Here is a 20,357-nt window from a genome sequence, read left to right on the forward strand (position 1 = left end):
TGATACGGAGGTAAACGATTTGAAAATCAAAAAATATGTGTACGACGGCTTCTTTCTCAGTAAAAAGGTAACGGGGGCTGAACGTTATGCCACTGAAATATTAAGGCACATAGATGAGTTGTTGACAGACGGGAAAATAAAGATTATCCTTTTTACGAATACCGATCCAGACTTTCCTTTAATGAACATAGAAATTGTAAAATGCCGTTATATAGCGAAGAAAAGGTTTAAGTTGGCATGCCAGTTTTATGCGATAAAGAATCGCGCCTCCATCATAAGCTTAGTGCCTGAAGTATATCCACTTCAATGCACAGTCATCGTGGCGGTTCACGATATTCATGACATCGTGACACATTTTGACAATTTGCGCAATTCGTTTTATGTAAAACTTAAGCGATGGGTGAAATTGTTTCTTCTATGCAAAATATCGAAACACGTAATTGTCGTCAGCGAAACAGAGAAACAGAATGTGATTAAGCACTACAAACTACCGCCGGACAAGGTTACCGTCATGTATTCGGCATGGAACCACGTTTTAGAGATAAAAGACGATGAGTGCGTTTTCGATAGGCACCCATTCCTTAAACGCGGCGAATATTTTCTTGCTACATCAACACTGGCTAAATCAAAGAATTTTGCATGGATAATAGAAGCCGCAAAACACAACCCACAAAGCCAATTTATTATTACCGGCTGGACTGACTCGTTCAAATTCTTCGGGATAAAGTCGTTTGATAACGGTGGCCTTAACAACGTGAACCATTTGGGGTACGTCAGCGATGGGGAGCTTGTGTCGCTTATGAAGCATTGCCGCGCGTTTTTGTTTCCAAGCCTTTATGAGGGATTCGGCTTGCCGCCGCTCGAGGCGTTGGGCTTGGGGGCAAAGGACGTGGTCGTTTCTAACGCGACGTGTCTACCGGAAATATACGGTGGCAACCCACCCTCCGTACATTTTATTGACCCTAAAGATTTTAACGTGGATTTGGAAAAGCTACTGGCGGAACCCGTTGCGCCGCCGGAAAACCTGCTTAGTAAATACGACTGGGATAAATCAGCAAAAAAGCTATATGAGCTACTGGAGAGATTGTAACACAGTTCTGGCAAGCAATCAAAAAACGCACAGACTATCTAGGCCAAAATCGCAGACGCAGAACTCTATCTGGTCTGCTTAAGTTTCTAAAGCGTATCATCAAGCAGCTGCTCTCGGCGATAGTACAAAAAGCGACTGCAGAAATTGCGGCGAACAAGGTACGGATACAAGCATTGTCTCAGACGGATATCGACTTGGTTATCTTATTTCGCAGACAATAAAATCAAACTCTCGTATGCCGCAAGTATTGAAGGTTGGAATAATAAGGTTGGAATAATGTGGAAACTTTTCGCAGCAATGACGTGAATTTCTTCAAAAAAGACTTTATACATCATCTGGGAGGTATATCAATGAACTCGCAAATTAAGCGTTTGTTGTACAATTTGCTGCCGCCTAAACTCATTTTATGGAACTGGGAGTATCGGCGACAACGCTACTTAACTGAAGAACGTCTCACTATGGTCCCTTGCAAAACCGCATCTCTGTCCCTCGGCTACGACACTCGGCATGGCCTCAATTATGCCTTTTATTCTGATGGCGAATTCGCCGGGACGCGGCTGTATTACCCAAATACCGACATATCCAAGCTCAATAAGTATGAGCGGTACATAATAGAGACAGGAGCGGATTTCCGCATTAAGGCTCAGGAAATGGACATAAACAGTCCTCATCGGTATGTGACAGCAGAAAATCCGATTATCGGCACTATATACCCCCCCCCCCAGCAACACCCAACTGCTCAACCAACACCATTCTTCGTCTCTGAGGGGGAAATTGTCGCCGATGTGGGCTGCGAAGCCGCCAACTTTGCCTTATCGGTCGCGGGCGTCGCTAAGACGCTTTATCTTTTCGAAGGCGACTCAAAATGGACAAGTTGTCTCAAGGCTACTTTTGAACCGTATTCTGACAAGACTAACGTCATTAGCAAGTATATTTCTGATGTTTCAAGCGATAGTACGATCACGCTTGACGACTACTTCCAAAATAAAGAGGTTAACTTTATCAAAATGGATGTCGAGGGATTCGAGCGGAGGTGTCTTGCGGGTGCGAAGAAATTGCTGAAGCGCGACAATGTTCGTTGGAGCGTTTGCGTTTATCATCGCTTAGACGATGCGGAAGTTATCGGCAAGATTTTCGCTGACGCCGGATACGAAACGGAATTCACGCCAGGGTGGATGTTACGGCGGCCGCAGTGTGAGGTTGTAGACGGTGAACCTCACATATTGAGAAGTCAACGCCCGACGCCTCGCAGAGTCGTTATTAGAGCATGGAAATAATTTGTAACGTTGTTCTGGCAATCAAATAAAGAGAGGGTTGTCCAGATAATGATTTTTTCAAAGAAAAACCTTGCAGCACAATGATTTCCAAGAATGATGGTACATGCAATGAAAATCAAGGTGATACATGGGTTTGTTACGAGATGATCATTATTTGGGCAACACTCTCCAAATAAATATATGGGTGGATGGTGTTTATGAATAAAATACATTTTGTATCGGCTTTCGACAGACGAAATACGGGTGATTGGGTCACTTCACCGCTGAACTATTATTACGGCTTTTTCAAACAATATAGCGTGATAGCGCATGATATCTTAACAGTGCATTGGGCGGAAATATATAAGGACGACATCGTGATAATCGGCGGCGGCGGTATGTTAGACCTATGCGACGAATGGAACATGGCGATAAATAAACTGACCGAGGTTTGCGAAAATGTCGTGGTATGGAGTGCGGGATTTAACAGACACTATAATGAGAAGCTATCTATTTCGCTCAAAACAGAACGCTTCAAACTATGTGGTGTCCGCGATTTCAATTTGCCAGGATTTGAATGGCTGCCCTGCGTTACATGTAAGCTGCCAGAATTAGATAAAAAGCTGGCTACCAAAAGATATATCGGTGTTATCAGTCATCACGGAAACCTACTGCCCGGCTTTACGCAATATGAAAGAATAACGAACGGGCAGAACATCTATGCGATCATAGATTTTATATCATCGTCTGATATTATTGTATCAAACAGTTATCACGCATTATATTTTACAATGCTCATGCAGAAAAAAGCGGTTTGCTCAAACAAATTTTCGACAAAATTTGAGAATTTTAAATATAAGCCCGCATATTATTCAGGAGATATCGAAGCTGATGCTGAAAAAGCGCAGGTTTATGACCGTGAGGAGGCAAGAAAACTGAACGACAAATTCTTCGAGAGTGTAAAAGCCTTTGTCGAAGCCAAAATCCAGGAGCCCGACAACAGCTATACGCAAATCTATATGTTGAAGCGTCAATCAGTTAATCAGTCAAAAGATTGCTTACTTAAAAGATTGCTTATCTGGCTGCAACGAATGATAATCAAAAAGGTCAAGTCATTAGTCACTCTAAGACAGGGTAAAAGGTAGTTATAGTGACACTTTACGAAAATAATAACCACAACGTGGGTATTTTAATGAACTGGTATGCCGGACAAGGCTAGGTTCGTTGCTTTCGCTGACGGGATTGCTTGATAGATGTTTTGACATTGAGCAATTCCCTGACGACGATGTTATTACAAACTCGATTGATTATACCGCTGTTGAGAGCATTCTGTCTGAACAGCGCATTTATTCAATGAGATTTCTCAGAGATGGGCTTTTAGGAGGGTGTGCTCTATGAGCGTAATTAATTCGTTATTTAACGCAAAGCGAAAAACTATGGGGTTTGTGTGGAATTGTTTTCCGAGGTTGCATATTTGGCGTGCTCGTTTGAATGGTTCGGTTATTTTGAAGGAGCATATGCAGATAAGGCTATTTGTGCATTTGGCAAATGTCACAATCGGTAAGTATTCCAGTGTAAATATCTTTACGCGGATCTTCGATACGGATATCGGAAGCTTCAGTGGAATAGGGTCAAACTGTATCATCAACCCCGGTCAGCACCGTTACAGATATATTTCAAATAGGATGGGCGCAATGCGTAATTTGCTCTACAATACCACTATTGACTACAACGACATCAATCGTACCACTATCGGCAACGACGTGTGGCTTGGAGCGAATGTAATAATCCCCCGAGGGGGAATCAATATTGGTAATGGAGCGGTTGTTGCGGCTGGCGCGGTTGTTACAAAGGATGTGCCACCTTACGCTGTTGTAGGTGGCGTCCCTGCTAAAATTATTAAATATCGGTTTACCGATGAGCAGATAGACTTTCTTCAACAGCTGAAATGGTGGGAATGGAGTGACGAGAAAATCAAGCAACACGCCGATCTGTTCCTTTCCCTTGAAAAGTGGTGGGATTATGCAAAGGCACATAAAGAAACATTATTGAACCTTAAAGAGTAATTCGGCTTAGAGTATAACTACATTGACACACTCCCACGACTTTAGTCGTGGGAGTGTAAGATCGACAAAGACAGCCCTGTTCCATTCGAGAAAATCTCCTCAATTTTGAGGAGTCGTCAGTACCCATCAAATTGGCGGATGTTCACTCAATCCAAAACTTAGGTATATACCCATACTCTTTCAGCTTTACCCAGCCTAGGGTGGGTATCTTGATTCGATGCCGTTGCGCTTCCGTGTCCTTTTCATTGTTACGAGGAACGTAAAAGCAGGTGTCGCTATCATGTTTCCTCTTAAATTTTGGTAATCCCTTCTTCATCTTGAAATACTGTTTATAAGCTAAGTCAACATTGATAATAGTCTGCTTTACAGCTTTTGAGGATACTTCTCGAATCTATGAGTTTTCAGGATGAAGTTCGCTATAATCATTGTTCAGCCACTTAGAAAAGGTATAAGCGTTAAGATATTGCTTACCCTCTTTATAGCTTTATAGCTTTGCTGATTCGTGGCTATAAATAGGTTATACACGAAACGACAAACACCGATAGTCCGGTGTATCTTCTCAATTTACTCAGACACTAGCTGTTCAGGCACTGGATCTATTTCTGTCTTGTAAGCTAGAACCATGTTCCAGCGCCTCCTTCAAAGATTTTTTGTAGTTTCGTAACCCATATAATCTTGAACTAAAACAATGAACTATCGTCATGAAATCCTGGATCATTTCTTGCTCTGGACTCAATTCCTTGCTCTCCAAAATTTTTAGCTCACAAAAATGATCTTTAATAAAGTGCTCAAACCACTCGAAACCAAAACGTACTGGCCTATCCTTGTGAGCGATAATCAGCAGGCGGATTTGCTGTTTTTCTACGTCTTCCATCACTTGAAGAAATTTTGGACGCTTAAAAATTAGTCCATCACCAACTTCGCAAATAAACTCAACATCTCGTAGCCTTAATTCGCTGCAATATTATTCAATAACTGTTTGCTGGTTTCTTAAGTCGGGCTTCTGAGCTTGGCTAGAAACCCGGCAACACGCAACGTTTCTGACATGAGAATCTTCCGACTTCAAGCACAGAAAATCTTTTTATTGGTTCTCGGTATAAATCCTCCGATTTGTTTTACTTTGTGAAGTGGGTTTTAATTTATCCTCCCTGTCCCACTTCCCTGTCCCACTTCTGTAGAGTTTTTACTTTGACGCTAAGAAATTCTGCTGCTTGCCTCGAACTATATATCTTATTCATAACATTATCTTGCATCTTATATCCTAATTAGTAAAGCTAGAAGCGATCTCCTTTAAGTTTTCGTCGCTCTCGACGCGGTAACAACATTTGCAGCAGCTTATGACCAGGCACGGCGTCACCCTGTTGCTTTTCTTTCGCCGCCTGAGCTTGAATTTTTACTAAAGCGTTTTCGTATCCGGCAATTTCATCCACTCTCCGAATATTTCATTGTATGAGTTGGGGTAAAATACAATGTAACCACTTGCGGGATAGAATGTCAGCTCGCCAATATAAATTCTATCAAGAATATTGTATAAATCCACACGCAAAAATGACATACCCTGGGACAGGATTTCGGCGATTTTTATCATCTCGCTCAAAACTTCGGGTCGGGGAATGATATGATTCGGGTCATTGGGGTATCCCATCTGTAACGGAATAAAATTCCAGTCCGATGTGTAGAAATTATGCTTATGCTCAATCAATCTATCAAAATCAACCTCTATGGCGCGAATCTGTCCATCGAAGCAGAAAAATTTATAATCATTGATGTTATAACCCAAGTATTCTTCAGCGAAAACACAAGGCTTTATCTCTCTGTATACATACTCCCTCCCCCATGTGTAATAATTCTTCGCCAAACTTTTTGTGAGCTTCTTTCTGGCGGCTTTGGCGTCGAATTTCGATTTATCGGGAACAAGTACGACTGTTCCGCTGTCGTGATTGGTCTTGAGTACAAAAGAATCGGGCAAATTCGAAAAATCAATTGCGTCGAAACAGTCCCATTTACCGTACACCGCAGGTAAAAAACTGTCGGGATATTCGTAACCTCTCTCACTCAATTCGCGACAAATCCACTTCCTCGCGGCGTATTTGTCTGCCATTTGCGTATATTCGGGCTTACGGTTGTACAGCTTCAGCCATTGAATTTTCGCGTTGAAAGTTTTTGGATGTTTCAGATCAAGTTTTTTCCCCATTGCTAATTTGTAAAACAGCCGCAAATATAGATCATCTGGAAGCCATGGGAGATAGCTCAAAATTTTTAAGAAAATTTTTCTGGGGTTTTTAATGGCTTTAAGAAGCAACTTCCTCATTTTACTTTTGCCTCACTCCTTGTCAAAACGTAATGTTTGCTCAAACCTCTAACTGAGCTTGGCGCATGGGTTTTGGATAGATGCCGAAAATACTCCACGACAATATAAATGCGCATAACCACTTGAGCATATAGATTAAGCATATAAATTAAGCATACAGAGAAAAGCCTTAACCTGAACTTCCTCTATCGTCTGTGAATTTCCCCAATCGCGACTATCAAAAGGTGTACTTTTTGATAAAATCCCAGAATTGAAATTTGGGCTCAAAATTTTGGAATAATTATGGTATAATACTTAGAAAAAATTTAGCTATTTTGCTGTTGCGAGCCAGTGATAGGGTGACTAGCAAAAAGTACACATTTTGATAGCCGCTTTTTAGTTTTCCGACAGCCGGAGTTTCCTCAAGCGCCTGTAGAACGTGGCTTCTTTTCAAGTCCGTTTGTTCTAGGTTTGTTCTAGCGGAAATTTTTAGAGAACTTTTGATAGGATGACCAAAATGGACGTCACACGCTTTTGCTGCCGCTATACCTTCGCTCTGCCGTTTCCTGATGTACTCACGCTCGTTTTGTGCTACAAACGATAGAATCTGAAGCATGATATCGGTGAGGAATGTTCCAACTAAATCTTTACCAGTTTGGTTTATTTCCTGCTATACTTGTTCTAAGGACCGCTCACTCATTTCGCAAATCGCAAATGTTTGAGATTTAAGATTAGATTGAGAGCAGAAAGGAGAAATGATTGTTATGCCGATGATTCAGGTCAATTTGATAGCGGGACACTCCATGGAGGAAAAACGTAAGTTCGCGGCGAACGTAACACGAATTGCCTGCGAGGACTTGAACGTCCAACCAGAGCAGGTGTGGGTACAAATTATCGACATGCCAACCGACAGCTTTGCCGTGGCCGGCACTTTAATCGCTGATAGGGCAACAGCATTTACTTTTGACTCAAATAAGGCAGGTCTTCCTAATTAAAAACAGCGCGGTTTTCCGTAAAACATTCATGTTTAGCGGTGAATTGCCCTTATGCGCTCTCGTGGAATCCTCGCGGAAAATTCACGTCCAGACACCTGAGAGAGTCTCGAACGCTTTCGTGCGGTTTATCAGTCGTCCCGCGCCGTATGGCACGGAATGGTTCTAGTCGGGATTGCCCTTGCCGATACAGACGAGACTGCCGTCGCGCATGTTGATAGGGATCAGCAATTTTTCTCCAGCTTTTGAGGATTTATTTTATTTGATGATTTATTTTATATGAAAGAGCCGCGAACCCGATTTATGAGTCCGCAGCTCTTCGTCAATATCGATGTCGCTTTACGCCGTGATTTTAGCGTAACGCTCCGAACCCAAAATTTCCATCATATACATATATGGTGATAAAACACCACTTTTCAGCATCGAAAACACCCTGGGCGTGCTTCCCGATACCAACACGACACCCTGTTCGTTCATCGTCACTGGCTGCTGCAAGTCGCGGCTTGCCACATTCCAGAAAACGACTCTCGGCAGCGAATAATCGTTGCGGGCGAACAATTCTTTCGCGTATTCAAAGTTCGTCATTTTCGAATCCTGTGTGCAGGAGTCGAACTCCATATCGGAGATGAAGTAAAGCGTCTTCGGCAATTCGTTCTGCGGCACGCTGTTTTTCACCGCCATTTTCAACACGAGTTCGAATACCTTCTGGATGTTGGTGTTGGCCGCCTCGTTGAAACTTTCGCAATAACGCACCTTCTCCAAAATATCCGCGCCCTTGATCTCCACGAGCCGCGGCATTTCAGAGAACGTCACGAAGTGATTGCGGAACGTCCCCGTGTTCCGTTCGGCGAAATAGATGCCGAGCGACAGCGCGATAGCTGCGGGCATGGGTTTCATACGATCGTACATAGAACCCAAACCGTCCACGACAACGAGGGCGTTTTCGCCGTTCGTAAAATCCTCCTGCGCCTTCCACGTCACGTCAATAGCCGCGCGCTCTTCGTCCGACATTGCTGCCCAAAAGACGGGCGCTATGATGTCGTTATGATGTCGTATGGCGTCAGCGATCCTGTGTGGAGAACCGTTTCCCCCGCCGAAACGCGGCTCATGAAAGCTCTGTAACGTTCGCCGTCGTTGCGCAAAAACGCCTTACGATATTTGAACATCGCCTTCGAAGGCTGTTTCTCGTAAGCGAAGGTGTAGTCGCGTGTACGCAGGTTGTTTTCGATGATTTTTATATACGAGCGCAGACAGGATAGTTTTTTCAGAGAACAGCATCGTCCGTCACCCCGTACATTTGCTCCATTGTTTTCAGGTCGTCGCGAAATGTTTTTTCCGCATGTTCGTTGTTGGTGCGAAAATCGACGATACGCCCGATGAAAGTCCGAATCCACGGAAGCAGTTCGGTAGCGTCGCGTACCTCGGCGGTGAAACGGTACGTGTCCTCGTTTACCGTTTCGACTTTCCCATTGCGTTTTTCCCGCTCCAATCTCCCTAGTATGTATTCTTCTCCTTTTTCGACGCGAATATCCATTTCGATGTGATCGCGAGCATCCTTTTTCGATGTCGCGACTCCCCAAAGCGTTTTTCTAAAACTCTCGGCATTCGATTGATATTTCTCGAAATCAGGCTCGTATTCTTTCGTCGTGACATTCCGGATACTATCCAGCCGGTAAAAAGTGATCATATTGAAGCGATAATTATATGCCAAAAGATATCGCCTGGCGTTTTGTACGCTGATGTAGATTTTGAGCGGGAAAACGGTATGAACAAAAGGTTTTCCGTATCTGAGGTTGAAGGTGCGCAGTTCTACCCGCGAGTGTTCTCCGAGCGCGTCGAGCAAATCGCGCAAGACTTCACTTTCCAGCGCGTGAAGGATGTAGTGATGCTTGAACCCGAAATAGTCAGGAGAAGATTCGAATTTATCCAGTACAAAGGAGCCAATCACCCCGACCGGGTCAATTTCGGAGAAAAAAGCCACGGCGTCACGCCAGCCGTTTAAATCGACCGAATCGTCGGCACGACGGTATAACACGGTTTTCCTTGATTTCATGGAACAAAGAAGTCCGATTTTTACGTACTCCGCGAGCTTTTTTCGTATTGTCGATTCGTCGAACTCAAGGCGGGTATCGATGGCGGATAAATATTCCGCGTCGATCTTTGTCGATCTTTTCGAGTATTTCTCTCATAGATAGGCTGTTCCCGTCCGCGAGGATATCCAAAATAATAAAGTGCAACGTAACGTCATTCACCGTGAAAGTTTTCGCCTTGAAAGCGTTGTATAACGGATTGTGACGAATCAAACGACTGTCGATGGATATGAACACGCTCTTTCTTGACGCTTCGCGATGGAAAGACATATAATCACCGAGCCAGCTCTCGATACGGCGACGTTCGTTATCGTAGCTGCGCGTGCTTTGCACGTCATACTCTCCGCGATTCTTAAAACCGTAAACGAAAAAATCGCGCAAGTAGTCACGAATGCGGTCAAAATTCTTTATGAGTTCGCTATACGCCATTTTTCATTCTCCAAAATCCAGCTCCAACTCCAAAATCCAGCTCCAATTGGCGATACATCACGTTTCCTTTGTTCCAGTCCTTTGGTCCAGGCGTTGCTCACGCTCAAAAACATCAAGCAGATCCTATCAGTTTCATTGTATCCATGAGCGAACGCTAACATTTTATTTGCCGATCAGGAAAAATCGGTCTAGAGAGTATTTTAAATAGTATAAGGGAGAAAGTCTGGATAATCTTCTTACGGGAGTCCTTATCATCCGCGTGGCCAATGGCCCGGGATAATTAAATTATATTTAACTTATTATCCTGCGTCGGAAGGCTGGCGTCGGCGAATCGGTACTTGTAGAAAATCGAGAGAATGTGAGGCCAATGCTGGAAAGCGTGTACGGAGTCCGGAGGAATGGGACGCGTAGCTGGCGGTCAGCGAGAGGGGCGAGAAAAGCAGGAAAAAGAAAAAGGAGACCCCGACATTAATTCTGAACAGTAGAAACGCGCGGCCTTGCGTCGCTTTGCGTCTCTACGCGAAAGGAGATTTCCTATGTTAATTGTGGAGCCCATCAAAAGTATGGCGGAAATCGACCGGATGAAGAGAATCCTCCAAAGCCAGAGCTAAAGGAATCTGCTTCTTTTCGTCATGGGCATCAACATTCCTTAAGCAGGACTCCGCTTCCCAGCTTATCCATTACATCGGCCTAACCCCGGAGAACCATGAGTAAGTACATGGACGAGGCCATAACAAGGGCCTACCTGGATTTGAATTTATAAAAGCAGGATATCTAAAAACAGCGACGAAAGTCTACACCATGACCGAGACAGCCGTAAACTCAGATCTCAGCGGTGGTAGACTTCCTCGTTGTTTATATATGTTGCGTCTCAACTCTGAGAGACGCGTAATTTTGCCCCCACTCCATAGCTGAGAGGGCGTTCTCTCTTATCGGAAGGTGAGTTGTAGACATTATTGCCTATCATCATCTGGGTTGACCCGCCTCCGTCCAAGTTGAGGGCGTAGGTCATATCGTTTCCCTTGAGGATAGACGCCACCTCCTGGAGTGTGAAACCGGCGCTGTGCATTCCGTCCCGCCCGTCGCCCACGAAAAAGACCCACTGGCCCTGCCTCGTCAGACCGATGACGGAACGGGGATGGCGCAAATTGAGAAACGCAGCGCTGAATCCCTCGGACTCGACTTTGATTTTTCCGTCGCGGATAAGGGACGGGCCAGCTTGAATGATGTAGTCCATATTGTGCCATTGGGGGTCTCCCGCGTTGAGAATCCCCTCGACCCGCACTTTATCTCCCGGATTCAGATACTCCGCCAGAACCGCCGCGTTCGCGCCGTAGCCGGCCAAAACGTAGTGTCCAGGCTTCAGAGGAGTCCCTCCGGAGAAGTTGACTGAGAGACATTTGCCATCCTCCACCAGAACCTCCACCACCTGATCGTTGTGGGGAGTTGATCTGCCGTAATGCTGGGTATAGAGCACGAGCGTGTTCCCCTTGACGTAGTGATTCACGGAATTGACAGCCAACCACCCTGCCTCCAACTGGACCCTGCCCTCCCAAGAGACTTTTCCGAAAGCCGCGTGGTTGTCCTTGGACCAACCTAGGGAAGTTCGTCCCTGATAGGGTTTATTGACAAGGGTTTTGTCAATTTTGAGGGTTCCGATGGGCGCGCCTTGATTGCGGCCTGTTATGGCGAAGAACCCCGCGTTGATCGCCGCCTGGGCGCCGCTTATCCTCGTCATGAATGATAGGGGCGCCAATGACCTTATCCCCATCGGCGCGATGATAGGCTCCATAACGTAATAGGAAGGATCCAGCTTCAAAAGAGCCCAGTAAAAGGGTTGATTTTCCAGATTCAGGTTTTTGATGGACGAAAAAATACGGCTGGACTTGCCTCGGTCCTTGGCCAGCGCTGTTAATCGGCGTACACGGGCGTAGTCCTCCAACAGCTCGCTTCCAAGGCGCCACTCGTAGTTGGGGTTGCTGGCTGCCATTTTAAAGCCTTGGGAGGCGAAAAATCGCTGCAACTCGTCGACCTCCGATTTTTCATCGAAGCCATCCACGTAAACCCTCCACTTGGGTACGCCGCTAAAGGTCCCCTTTCGATAGATTTCAAGTTCCATTCCGGGTGCCGGGGCGAAGCGGATTTCCAGCTTCAAGTTCCGGCTGGCCTGCCTCACGTTGGCGATCAAAACTTTGGCTTCATCGGGCGCGAGCTTGTGAGTGGGGTCAAAAGTCTTTGCCTCTTTCTTGAAGAGAGGAGGCCTCATAAGGGTTGCCACAGCCAGACAACCTTTTTCCAATGGGGACAGGGATTTTTCGTCGCTGAAGCGAAGATTCAAGACGGAGTAATCGATGTCCGAGAGAATCTGGGCCTCCGTCGCGAGCCCCAGAGACTGGATCATCCAGCGCAAGGCTTCCCGCCGAGTCACAGAGTCCTCCAAATCGGAGACGGATTCCGGCACGATGCCGCTCTTGAGGATCGTCGCGGCGTTTTCCCTGGCGGTGTTTTTAGTCTCGAACCCCCGCGCCGCCAACAGCTGAGATAAGAAAGTGTCCTTGCGCACGACCTGGGGGGTAGCATATACGGCTCCTGCGGAAAAAAACAGAAAAACAAACAAAAAGAAAAACGCACTCGTTTTCAAGTTCAGTACATTTGGAAAACGCGACAAACCGCGCGACCTTGAAACAGCAATAAACTTCATAAACCTCGTCTCCTTCAAATCCGCAACTCCGATTGCCGGGCTTTTAGTCCTATTTCGGCCCATTTGTGATATGTCCGGTACAACTCGTCCACGTCGATGGGCTTCGTAACGTGGGCGTTCATTCCGGCGAGCATACTTTTTTCATAGTCCCCCTGCATGGCGTGAGCCGTCATTGCCACGATGGGCAAATGCTCCGAGGCGCAACCAGGAAGCTCCCGAATGCGCTTTGTCGCCTCTAGTCCATCCATGACGGGCATTTGAACGTCCATGAAGACCATGTCGTACCGCTTGATCTTAATAGCCTCGATGGCCTCCACGCCGTTGTTGGCCACGTCTACCCTGGCCCCTTTCTGCTTCAGAAGCTCGATGGCGATCTCCTGGTTGATCAGGTTGTCCTCTACCAAAAGGACATCCGCCTCCAGATCGGGGGTATCGTCGTAATGATGCCGCGCTTCCTCCAGATTCTCGGAAGTCTGGTGCTCGCGGCTCAAGATATCAATCAAGATATCGTAAAAATCTGACCGACTGATGGGTTTTGGAGCGAACCCGGCTAGCTTCAGCTTGCTGCACACCGCCCGGCACTCTCCGTCGTCATAGGCGGACACCATCACCACCAGGGGTTGATCTTCCTCTTCTATCTCCTCACGTATACGAAGCACCGTGCCCTCTCCGTCCAGCTCCGGCATTTGCCAATCTAAAATGAGAAAAGCATAGGAGTTTTTCTCGTCGATGGCCGCGCGGAGTTTGCGCAACGCCTCGTAGCCGGAGCTGGCGCTGTCGGTCTTCAGGTCTAAGGAGTGCAACGTCTCCTCCAGGATTTCTAGAGCATTTTCGTCATCGTCGACCACGAGAACCCGCAAGCCCTGAATGTCCACAATGGCGGAAGAGTTGCTCTTCACTTTGCCGGCTTCCATCTTGACCGTGAAACGGAAAGTGCTTCCTTGGTTCTCCACGCTCTCCGCTTCGATATGGCCTTCCATGGACTCGACCAGATGCTTGCAGATGGAAAGCCCCAGACCGCTACCGCCGTACTTGCGGGTCGTCGAGCTGTCGGCCTGGGTGAAAGGGACGAAAATACGCGCCAACTGCTCTTCGGACATGCCGATTCCCGTGTCCTCTACGGCGAAATGCAGGAGGATCGCCTTGTGTTCCTCCCATTTTTCCCCTAGAAGCTCTGAGGAGGCGTGAAGGATGATTTTGCCGCGTTCCGTAAACTTGACCGCGTTATTGCAGAGATTGAGCAAAATCTGATGTAACCGTAGGGAATCGCCCACCAGATACTCCTGAATGTTTTTATCCACGTCCAGGGAAAACAGGACACCTTTCTTTTCCGCGTTGAAGGCGACCAAGTCCCATAGATTCTTGAACATCTCCGACAATCGGAAAGAGGCTTTCTCCAAGGTCAGCTTCCCCGCCTCGATTTTCGAGAAGTCCAAGACGTCATTGATGATGGACAAAAGAGATGTGGCGGCAGAATGTATCTTGCTCAGGTAGTTACGTTGTTTTTCCGTCATCTGAGTTTGCAGGCAGAGGTGACTCATTCCCAGGATGGCGTTCATGGGTGTGCGGATCTCGTGGCTCATACTGGCCAAAAATTCGCTTTTCGTGCGCGCGGCCTGTTCCGCCGCCTTCCGGGCCCGCGTCAAGTCCGTCACGTTAACGATCCAGGCCAAAAAGACCTTCTTGCCGTCGTGGAAAAAAGGGATCAAGGACAACAGGGTCTCGTACTGGTTGCCCTCTTTATCCTTCAGTTTGACGGGCCAGTTGTCGATGGGTTCGTTCCGGCGGATGGCCTGAAGCACCAACTCTCTCTCCTCCTGGCTAGCGTAGAGGGAAGCCATGGAGTCGCCTGCGGTGACGCCCAGAAGCACGGTTCCGTTTTGGTTGACGATGGAAATCTCTTCATCGGCGATCAGAGCCAAAATGATGGGCGTGGAGTTCAACATGTTCTGGAGTTGCTCGCGCTGTTGGCTCAAAGCATCCTGAGCCTTACGCTGATCGCGTAGGTCGTGAACGCTGGCGACCACCAGGCGACGCTGGTTCACGTGAATTAAGGTCAAAGTCAGATCGCAGGGAATGAGGTCTCTCTTGGAATCGATGTAGACCCATTCCAAAGCGGCGGAACCTTCCCGCAGCGCTTTACGAAAGGCTTCTGAGTACCGTTCAAGGGAGATCGCCCCATCTGGTTGAAAAGAGGGGAAAAATTTCGAGTAGTTCTCCAGGATCTCGTGCTTGGTCTTCGCGTTCAGCATACGTACCATGGCGGGGTTGCAGTCGAGGACCTTCAGGTCTTCGGTAATGGTCAAATAGCCATTGTCGGTGGTCCTGTAGATGGCGTCCATCATCTCGTGAGTTTCGACCATATTCGTTAGGTCGAGGAAAGCGAGGACAAAACCCATCTGGTATCCCTCGCGCGGGAGCGGTCCCACGTAAAGATTGACGGGAGACCAGCTTCCGTCTTTTCTCATAAATCCCAGACCGGGAACGTGGGCTTTTCGTTTGCCCTTCAGAGCCCGGAACAGAGGGGAGTCGTCCCATTTGCAAATCGTGCCGTCCCGGTCCACCAAGGGGACCTTTTCAAAAAAATTGGCGGATAAAAGCTCTTCCTCCGTTTCTCCCAAAATGGAAAGAGCGGCGCTGTTGGCGAAAGCGATTCGGTACTGCATGTCCAGTTCGATAATCCCCTCGAATGTCGAGTCCAAAATTAACCGGGAGTGGTTTTTTGAATCCTCTAAAGCCTCGGTGCGCTGTTTGACTAGGTCCTCCAGTCTCGACCGATGGAGGGCTAACTTGGCGTCTAAGGCGCGTCGTTCACTGTCCTCAACCTCCAAAGCGTTGGCCATTTCGTCAAAGGCGCGAGCCAACATTCCTACCTCGCCCAGCTTATAGTCCACTCCGGAACGAGCCTCTAACTCACCTGAGGTAAAGCGCTTCGTAGCATCCAGAAGTTTTTCGAGGGGTAGAGCCAAATAGCGATTCCCCAGGTGGATGGCGAACACACTGCCGGCCACGATGACGCAGACAATCAAAAGAGTGCCGCTTGTGACGGCCGCGGAGGCGTCCTCAATGGCGGTCTTCTCGTCATAGGACGTGACGATCGTGATATAGGGCTGATCAGAGGAACTCACGACATGTTCGGCCCAAGCAACTCCACGCGCCACTTCCATAGTCGTGGCCGTCACCAAATTTAAAGCCTGCTTTTCGTTCCGGGCTTTCAGCCATCCAAATATCACTAGAGAAGGAACGGCCATACCCAAGATCATAACCACCAGCATGAAACAGACGTTGGATATTTTGGCCTTCCGCAAAACGGGAATCATTTTACTCCACCTTTTCGGACGCGACTTCGGATGCATTATGCTTTTTGTTATTTTCTAAATTGTAGCATATGGCGTCCCGCCCCAAAACGCCTGAGTGGCGGCTATCGCGCGAGAGTAAACGGCGCGCGCTTTTTGTTTTTTGTCTCTCATATTCTGGGGAAGGGAAGGGAAAATGCCCAGGTTGACGTTCATGGGTTGAAATGTTTTTTTCCCCGTCTCCGCGTTTTGCAGGTAGGTGAGAAGAGACCCGATGGCGGTCTCGCGGGGCCAATGAAGCAAAGGCCCGCCTGCCAGAAGCCGCGCGGCGTTCACCCCGGCCACCAGTCCCATAGCGGTGCTTTCCATGTAGCCTTCGACTCCTGCTAGTTGTCCGGCCAGGAAAATGTCGCGATTTTCCAATGCCTTATTTGCCTTATTTTCCGATTCTTTTCCCAGTTTTTTCAACCGTAAGTGGCAGTCCAACACGACGGGGGCGTTGACGTAAATGTTTCGATGCATGACTCCGAAGCGCGCGATTTCCGCGTTTTCCAGGCCAGGGATTAGGTGGATCAGGTGCGACTGCTCGCCCCATTTTAGGCCGGTCTGGAAACCTACCAGGTTGTAAAGGGTCCCCTCTCGGTTGTCTCGGCGTAGTTGCGCCACCGCGTAGGGTTCGCGTCCGGTCCGGGGGTCTGGAAGCCCCACCGGCTTCATCGGCCCGAATCGCAAAGTGTCCATACCCCGGGAAGCCAGAACTTCCACGGGCATACACCCCTCGAAGTACGCGTCCTTTTCAAAACGCATCCCTCTTTCAAAGGAATGGGGAACCACCCGCTCCGCTTTCACCAGAGCTTCGTAAAAAAGGCCGTATTCCTCTCGGTTCATGGGACAGTTGATGTAGTCGTCGTCTTGCCCGTACCGTCCCGCCGCGTAGGCCTTTTCCATGTCAATGGATTCCCAGGTCACGATGGGCGCCGCGGCGTCGAAAAAAGAAAGGTAATTTCCCCCCACGAAGGCCTGTAAGCTCTCGGCCATAGCAAAAGAGGTCAAGGGCCCCGTGGCGATTACTAGCGGGGTTTTAGAGTCGGAGTCGGGTAAACGAGTCATTTCCTCGCGCAGGACTTCGATGCGGGGGTGGGATTCCACGTGGGCGCTCACCAGTTCGGAAAATCGTTCACGGTCCACGGCCAAAGCCCTTCCGGCGGGAACGCGGGAGACATGAGCACATTGAAGGATGAGGGAGCCTCCCAGTTCTAGCTCCGCCTTCAGGATGCCTGGAGCGCCCGTCTCTCCCTCGCCACCAAAGGAGTTGCTGCATACGATCTCCGCCAACTGGGCGGTGCTGTGCGCCGGGGTTTGAATAAAAGGGCGCATCTCGAAAAGCCGGACGCGAAAACCGCGATGGGCTAATTGCCAGGCGGCCTCGCATCCCGCAAGGCCGCCTCCCACAACGACGATATCGGGAGCGCAATCAGGCTTCATCAGACTTCATCAGGCTTCAAGGGACTCTTCCTGCGTTTTATAGCCGCAGGTGGGGCAGAGGATCGTCTTACCCCTCTTCTGGAGGTCGCCGCTACAGTCGGGGCATTTTTTGCCCGTAGGCTGGTTCCAGGCGATGTAGTCACAATCCGGGTAACGGGAGCAACCGAAGAAGGTTTTACCCTTTTTACTGCGCCGCTTGACGATTTCGCCGCCTGCCGTCTCGCCGCACTGAGGGCATTTGACTCCGATGGTCGTTAGAATGGCGCGGGTGTAACGACACTCTGGGTAGCCACTGCAAGCGATGAACTCCCCGAAACGACCGCGCTTCTTCACCAAGGGGCTGCCACACTGGGGGCAGTCTTCGCCCACGGGTTCCGGATCCGGCAACTCCACCTTCGCCGCGTCTTTCGCCACCTCGACGGTCTGAGAAAAGTCCTGCCAAAATCTCTTCACTACATCCAGCCATTTGCGCTTGTCTTCTTCTACTTCGTCCAGCTCTTTTTCCATCTGGGCGGTGAAACCCGCGTTCACAATAGACGCTAGGCTTTCTCGGTCGAAGTACTTCTTCAGAAATTCGTCCACGATCATTCCCAAGGAGGTGGGGGCCAGCCGCTTGTCCTCGTTCTTTTCTACGTAGTCCCGGTTGTAGAGGGTCTCCACGATGGTAGCGTAAGTAGAGGGGCGACCGACGCCGTCCTCTTCGAGAGCTTTTATGAGGGTCGCCTCGGAGTACCGGGCGGGAGGGCGGGTGAAACGCTGCTCTTTTTCGGCGGAGACGAAGGTCAAATGTTCTCCCTCTTTGGCTGGTTCCAGAGTGTCACCCTTCAGTTCCAGAGGCCAAATCACGCTCCATCCCTCAAAAATCAAACTTTCCCCCAACTGTCTCATACCGACCAGCCCCGCGCTTGCCAAAAGGGTGGAATTCGCCACCACCGCATTGGTCATTTGGGAGGCCACGAACCGCCGCCAAATCATATCATAGAGCTTGAACTGCTCCTGGGAGAGCGCGTATTGCACCGAATCGGGAGTGATGTTCACGTCCGTAGGACGTATAGCCTCATGGGCATCCTGGCTGCGTCCGGTGGCCGTGTAGAGGTTGGGTTTCCCCGGTAAATAGCGGGGGTCGTACTTGGAGGTGATGTAATCGCGGCAGGCCCCAATCGCCTCCTCCGAGATTCTGAGGCTGTCGGTTCTCATGTAAGTGATCATGCCCGTATGCCCCCGACCATGCAAATCCAGGCCCTCGTATAAGTCTTGGGCAATGCGCATGGTACGACGAGGGGATAACCCTAGACGGCGCGCGGCCTCTTGTTGAAGGCTGCTGGTCTTGAAGGGGGGTTGGGGTTTGCGTTGGCTTTCCCGCAGACGAAATTCCGAGACGACAATTTCGTTCCCGCGGATCTCCTGAATGATCGTTTCGGCAAACTCGCCGTCCTTGATCAGGAGGGGCATACTGTTTTTCCACAGGGTTTTGCCCTCCCAACGGTCCACTTTCAGCTCATAGCTGCGCCCTTCAGATTTCAGCTCATAGCTGCGCCCTTCAGAGGAGCTGGCTCCCGACGCGTCGGCTTTTACCGTGACGCTCCAGTATTCTTCAGGCATGAACTTTTTGATTTCCCGCTCCCGCTCGCAGATGAGATCCAGCGCTACCGATTGGACCCGACCCGCTGAAAGCCCATAGCGAACCTTGTTCCACAAAAGTGGAGATAGGGTATAACCCACCAACCGGTCCAGAATGCGGCGCGCCTGCTGCGCGTCCACTTTGCGTAGATCGATAACGTCCGGGTGCGCGACGGCCTCCCGCACCGCGTTGGCGGTGATCTCATAAAAACGGACCCGGCATTTTTCGTCCAGCGGTACGGACAAAAGTTCCGCCAGATGCCAAGCGATGGCCTCCCCCTCTCGGTCGGGGTCGGAAGCCAACAGGACGCCTGCGGCGTTTTGGGAGAGAGCGGCTAGCTCGTTTTTGATAGGAGCTTTTCCCTTAACCAGAATGTACTCCGGCGCGAAATCGTTCTCGATATCGATGGCCATGCGGCTACGGGGCAGGTCACGGATGTGCCCCACGCTGGACTTGATGATATAACCCGACCCCAGAATCTTGGACAGGGTCTTTGCCTTGGAGGGGGACTCCACAATAATCAACGTTTTCCCGGTTTCTTTGGTTTTCGCGTTTTCTTTGTTTTTTGATTTTTTTGTCTCCAAGGTCTTCGAGACGCTTTTCTCGGTTTTCTTTTTGGCCGGATTTTTTTTCAACTTCAGCTCCGGTTCCGGCGTCGTCTTGCGTTTGACCATCATCAACAAATCCACGAGCCGAAAGGCGTTGGGTAAGAGGCGAAGGCAAAGGGAATACTGAAAGAAGGGTTCAACGCCACGGCGTGAAACAGGGCTTCGAAAGTCTGAAGATCCACGGCGGCACCGCTTATGCTTCCGAGAGCCACGGCCTGCTGAATCGCGTTTTCCGTGACTTTCAACGGCACGAACTGAGAGTCCAAAAGACAATAAGCCATCGACTGGGCCTCCCAGGAAAGGTATTGACGTTCCAGACGATGAAAAATTCTTCGAGCGCTAAAACCTGGTCGTTCCATCGCTGGAACCGTTATCGGAATCGAAGACGCGGCTTCGACACTATTTTTATTCAAAAGCCTTCTCCCTTTCAAGG

15 protein-coding genes and 2 pseudogenes are annotated in these 20,357 nt (G+C 48.8%); 5 read left to right on the forward strand and 12 right to left on the reverse strand.

The window, feature by feature from the left end; all coding sequences use genetic code 11:
* Positions 1-19 precede the first annotated feature (19 nt).
* From LBJ36_02475 to LBJ36_02490, 4 genes and pseudogenes are all read left to right on the forward strand, one after another.
* The gene (locus LBJ36_02475; GenBank protein MDR1377904.1) at positions 20-1,090 is read left to right on the forward strand and encodes a glycosyltransferase family 4 protein; all 1,071 of its coding nucleotides are present in this window, start codon (positions 20-22) and stop codon (positions 1,088-1,090) included.
* A gap of 350 nt (positions 1,091-1,440) precedes the next feature.
* On the forward strand, positions 1,441-2,367 hold the full coding sequence (locus tag LBJ36_02480; GenBank protein ID MDR1377905.1) for an FkbM family methyltransferase: 927 nt from the start codon (positions 1,441-1,443) through the stop codon (positions 2,365-2,367).
* Between the two features lie 197 nt (positions 2,368-2,564).
* Entirely contained in the window at positions 2,565-3,491 is a 927-nt protein-coding gene (locus tag LBJ36_02485; GenBank protein MDR1377906.1) for a polysaccharide pyruvyl transferase family protein, read from the forward strand.
* A 606-nt stretch (positions 3,492-4,097) separates the two neighbouring features.
* Positions 4,098-4,250, forward strand: a pseudogene (locus tag LBJ36_02490) (hypothetical protein).
* Between the two features lie 591 nt (positions 4,251-4,841).
* On the opposite strand, the gene LBJ36_02495 reads toward LBJ36_02490, so the two are convergent.
* From LBJ36_02495 to LBJ36_02510, 4 genes are all read right to left on the reverse strand, one after another.
* The gene (locus LBJ36_02495; GenBank protein MDR1377907.1) at positions 4,842-4,976 is read right to left on the reverse strand and encodes a helix-turn-helix domain-containing protein; all 135 of its coding nucleotides are present in this window, start codon (positions 4,974-4,976) and stop codon (positions 4,842-4,844) included.
* 19 nt (positions 4,977-4,995) lie between these two features.
* Positions 4,996-5,340 (reverse strand): hypothetical protein, encoded by a 345-nt coding sequence (locus LBJ36_02500; protein ID MDR1377908.1) that lies wholly within the window; start codon positions 5,338-5,340, stop codon positions 4,996-4,998.
* A 468-nt stretch (positions 5,341-5,808) separates the two neighbouring features.
* Positions 5,809-6,606 (reverse strand): hypothetical protein, encoded by a 798-nt coding sequence (locus LBJ36_02505; GenBank protein MDR1377909.1) that lies wholly within the window; start codon positions 6,604-6,606, stop codon positions 5,809-5,811.
* Between the two features lie 397 nt (positions 6,607-7,003).
* Complete coding sequence (locus LBJ36_02510; protein ID MDR1377910.1) at positions 7,004-7,318, reverse strand: recombinase family protein; 315 nt, start codon at positions 7,316-7,318, stop codon at positions 7,004-7,006.
* Positions 7,319-7,466: 148 nt separating this feature from the next.
* On the opposite strand from LBJ36_02510, the gene LBJ36_02515 reads away from it, so the two are divergent.
* Positions 7,467-7,697 carry a tautomerase family protein gene (locus tag LBJ36_02515; GenBank protein ID MDR1377911.1) on the forward strand — a complete coding sequence of 77 codons (231 nt, stop codon included), beginning with the start codon at positions 7,467-7,469 and terminating at the stop codon, positions 7,695-7,697.
* 336 nt (positions 7,698-8,033) lie between these two features.
* On the opposite strand, the pseudogene LBJ36_02520 reads toward LBJ36_02515, so the two are convergent.
* The 8 genes and pseudogenes from LBJ36_02520 to LBJ36_02555 all read right to left on the reverse strand — a co-directional run bounded on the left by LBJ36_02520 (position 8,034) and on the right by LBJ36_02555 (position 20,337).
* A pseudogene (locus LBJ36_02520) lies at positions 8,034-9,022 on the reverse strand (DUF2828 family protein).
* Entirely contained in the window at positions 8,959-9,747 is a 789-nt protein-coding gene (locus tag LBJ36_02525) for a WYL domain-containing protein (protein MDR1377912.1), read from the reverse strand. The pseudogene LBJ36_02520 and the gene LBJ36_02525 overlap by 64 nt, the downstream one beginning before the upstream one ends.
* Before the next feature lie 64 nt (positions 9,748-9,811).
* Complete coding sequence (locus LBJ36_02530; GenBank protein ID MDR1377913.1) at positions 9,812-10,213, reverse strand: hypothetical protein; 402 nt, start codon at positions 10,211-10,213, stop codon at positions 9,812-9,814.
* 871 nt (positions 10,214-11,084) lie between these two features.
* Positions 11,085-12,914, reverse strand: coding sequence for a phosphodiester glycosidase family protein (locus tag LBJ36_02535; GenBank protein MDR1377914.1), 1,830 nt, complete (start codon positions 12,912-12,914; stop codon positions 11,085-11,087).
* 14 nt (positions 12,915-12,928) lie between these two features.
* Positions 12,929-16,234, reverse strand: coding sequence for a response regulator (locus tag LBJ36_02540; protein MDR1377915.1), 3,306 nt, complete (start codon positions 16,232-16,234; stop codon positions 12,929-12,931).
* Positions 16,235-16,288: 54 nt separating this feature from the next.
* The gene (gene trmFO / locus LBJ36_02545; GenBank protein MDR1377916.1) at positions 16,289-17,695 is read right to left on the reverse strand and encodes a methylenetetrahydrofolate--tRNA-(uracil(54)-C(5))-methyltransferase (FADH(2)-oxidizing) TrmFO; all 1,407 of its coding nucleotides are present in this window, start codon (positions 17,693-17,695) and stop codon (positions 16,289-16,291) included.
* A 9-nt stretch (positions 17,696-17,704) separates the two neighbouring features.
* Complete coding sequence (topA, locus tag LBJ36_02550) at positions 17,705-19,993, reverse strand: type I DNA topoisomerase (GenBank protein MDR1377917.1); 2,289 nt, start codon at positions 19,991-19,993, stop codon at positions 17,705-17,707.
* Positions 19,993-20,337 carry a hypothetical protein gene (locus tag LBJ36_02555; GenBank protein MDR1377918.1) on the reverse strand — a complete coding sequence of 115 codons (345 nt, stop codon included), beginning with the start codon at positions 20,335-20,337 and terminating at the stop codon, positions 19,993-19,995. The genes topA and LBJ36_02555 overlap by 1 nt, the downstream gene beginning before the upstream one ends.
* Positions 20,338-20,357 lie beyond the last annotated feature (20 nt).

The sequence above is a fragment of the Synergistaceae bacterium genome, assembly GCA_031267575.1.
In the GTDB taxonomy this organism is placed as follows: Bacteria; Synergistota; Synergistia; order Synergistales; family Aminobacteriaceae; genus JAIRYN01.

Bases quoted from the DNA above. Each gene is read 5' to 3' on its own strand.
- LBJ36_02540 (MDR1377915.1), bottom strand. From the start codon at position 16,234: ATGATTCCCGTTTTGCGGAAGGCCAAAATATCCAACGTCTGTTTCATG.
- LBJ36_02505 (MDR1377909.1), bottom strand. From the start codon at position 6,606: ATGGGGAAAAAACTTGATCTGAAACATCCAAAAACTTTCAACGCGAAA.
- LBJ36_02530 (MDR1377913.1), bottom strand. From the start codon at position 10,213: ATGGCGTATAGCGAACTCATAAAGAATTTTGACCGCATTCGTGACTAC.
- topA (MDR1377917.1), bottom strand. From the start codon at position 19,993: ATGATGGTCAAACGCAAGACGACGCCGGAACCGGAGCTGAAGTTGAAA.
- trmFO (MDR1377916.1), bottom strand. From the start codon at position 17,695: ATGAAGCCTGATTGCGCTCCCGATATCGTCGTTGTGGGAGGCGGCCTT.
- LBJ36_02510 (MDR1377910.1), bottom strand. From the start codon at position 7,318: ATGCTTCAGATTCTATCGTTTGTAGCACAAAACGAGCGTGAGTACATC.
- LBJ36_02535 (MDR1377914.1), bottom strand. From the start codon at position 12,914: ATGAAGTTTATTGCTGTTTCAAGGTCGCGCGGTTTGTCGCGTTTTCCA.
- LBJ36_02525 (MDR1377912.1), bottom strand. From the start codon at position 9,747: ATGAAATCAAGGAAAACCGTGTTATACCGTCGTGCCGACGATTCGGTC.
- LBJ36_02480 (MDR1377905.1), top strand. From the start codon at position 1,441: ATGAACTCGCAAATTAAGCGTTTGTTGTACAATTTGCTGCCGCCTAAA.
- LBJ36_02515 (MDR1377911.1), top strand. From the start codon at position 7,467: ATGCCGATGATTCAGGTCAATTTGATAGCGGGACACTCCATGGAGGAA.
- LBJ36_02485 (MDR1377906.1), top strand. From the start codon at position 2,565: ATGAATAAAATACATTTTGTATCGGCTTTCGACAGACGAAATACGGGT.